The organism is Parafrankia sp. FMc2 (assembly GCF_041008525.1).
Taxonomy (GTDB): Bacteria; Actinomycetota; Actinomycetes; order Frankiales; family Frankiaceae; genus Parafrankia.
In genome coordinates, this window is record NZ_JBFLUG010000353.1 from 1 (window position 1) to 1,913 (window position 1,913).

General features: G+C 67.3%; 2 protein-coding genes. Both read right to left on the minus strand.

The window, feature by feature from the left end; genetic code table 11:
* Window positions 1-1,010 (minus strand): sulfate adenylyltransferase subunit 1 (locus AB1460_RS37140; RefSeq protein ID WP_368967216.1); only part of this gene is annotated, 1,010 nt, incomplete at its 3' end.
* On the minus strand, window positions 1,010-1,912 hold the full coding sequence (cysD, locus tag AB1460_RS37145) for a sulfate adenylyltransferase subunit CysD (protein ID WP_368967218.1): 903 nt from the start codon (window positions 1,910-1,912) through the stop codon (window positions 1,010-1,012). The genes cysD and AB1460_RS37140, both read right to left, overlap by 1 nt.
* Between the last annotated feature and the right edge of the window lies 1 nt (window position 1,913).

Genomic DNA, 1,913 nt, shown 5'->3' on the forward strand with positions numbered 1-1,913 from the left:
TGGCATGCGAACTGGTCCGCGACCGCCGCCGGGTCGGTGGCGGCGGCCAGCACGTCCCCACGGCTGACATCGATCTCATCCGCCAGGGTGAGGGTGACGGACTGGCCGGCGACGGCCTGCGGGAGGTCACCGTCGGCGGTCACGATCCGCTCGACGGTGGATTCCTGCCCGGACGGCAGGACCCGGAGCCGGTCACCGGGCCGCACCGTCCCGCCCGCGATCTGCCCGGAGAAGCCGCGGAAGTCCAGGTTCGGCCGGTTCACCCACTGCACCGGGAACCGGAACGGACCGATGGCGGTGTCGTCGTCGACCTGCACGGTTTCCAGATGCCCGACCAGCGTCGGCCCGCCGTACCAGGGCGTGTGCGGGGACGGGGTGGTGATGTTGTCACCGGCCAGCGCGGACATCGGGATCGCGACAACATCGGTCAGACCGATCTGCGCGGCGAACGCCCGGTAGTCCGCCTCGATCCGGTCGAACACCGTCTGGGAGTAGTCGACGAGGTCGAGTTTGTTCACCGCGAGCACGACCTGGCGGATCCCGAGCAGACCCACCAGGTAGCTGTGCCGCCGGGTCTGCGTCAGGACACCTTTACGGGCGTCGATCAGGATGACGGCGAGGTCCGCGGTCGACGCACCGGTGACCATGTTCCGGGTGTACTGCTCATGACCCGGAGTGTCCGCGACGATGAACTTGCGTCGTTCGGTGGAGAAGAACCGGTACGCCACATCGATCGTGATGCCCTGTTCCCGTTCCGCGGCCAGCCCGTCGACGAGCAACGCGAAATCCAGCCCGTCACCCTGCGTCCCGACCCGGCGCGAGTCCGCCTCCAACGCGGCGAGATGGTCGGAGAACACCAGCTTCGCGTCGTAGAGCAGCCGGCCGATCAGCGTGCTCTTCCCGTCATCGACACTGCCACAGGTGATGAACCGCAGCATCGACTTGTGCTCGTGCGCCGCGAGGTACCCCTCGATGTCAGCCGCGGCGAGCTCACCGGTCGCGTGCGCCATCAGAAGTACCCCTCCTGCTTCTTCTTCTCCATCGACCCCGAGGAGTCATGGTCGATCACCCGGCCCTGCCGCTCCGAACTCGTCGTCAGCAACATCTCCTGGATGATCTCCGGCAGCGTCGCGGCGGTACTCTCCACCGCCCCGGTCAGCGGATAGCAGCCCAACGTCCGGAACCGCACACTGCGCTGGGCGGGCACCTCCCCCGGTCCCAGCGGCATCCGCTCGTCATCGACCATGATCAGGGTGCCGTCGCGTTCCACGACCGGGCGCGGGGCCGCGTAGTACAACGGCACGAGCGGGATGTCCTCCCGGTGGATGTACTGCCACACATCCAGCTCGGTCCAGTTCGACAACGGGAACACCCGCACGCTCTGCCCCGGGCTGGTCCGGGCGTTGTACAACCGCCACAGCTCCGGGCGCTGCGCCTTCGGGTCCCACCGGTGCGCCGCCGAACGGACCGAGAACACCCGCTCCTTCGCCCGCGACTTCTCCTCGTCCCGGCGCGCGCCCCCGAACGCCAGATCGAAGCTGTACTTGTCCAGCGCCTGCTTCAACCCCTCGGTCTTCCACACATCGGTGTGCGTCGCGGACCCGTGATCGAACGGGTTGATCCCCCGCGCGACCGCCTCCGGGTTACGGTGCACCAGCAGATCCACTCCCAGCTCCGCCGCGACCTTGTCCCGGAACTCGTACATCGCCCGGAACTTCCACGTCGTGTCCACATGCAGCAACGGGAACGGCAACCGCGACGGGTAGAACGCCTTCACCGCCAGATGCAGCAACACCGAACTGTCCTTACCCACCGAATACAACATCACCGGCCGCTCACACTCCGACACGGCCTCCCGGAAAATCTGGATGCTCTCCGCCTCCAGCCGCTGCAGATGCGTCAGTCGACCCATG

Coding starts and splice junctions, on each gene's coding strand:
- cysD (WP_368967218.1), bottom strand. CDS start 1,912: ATGGGTCGACTGACGCATCTGCAGCGGCTGGAGGCGGAGAGCATCCAG.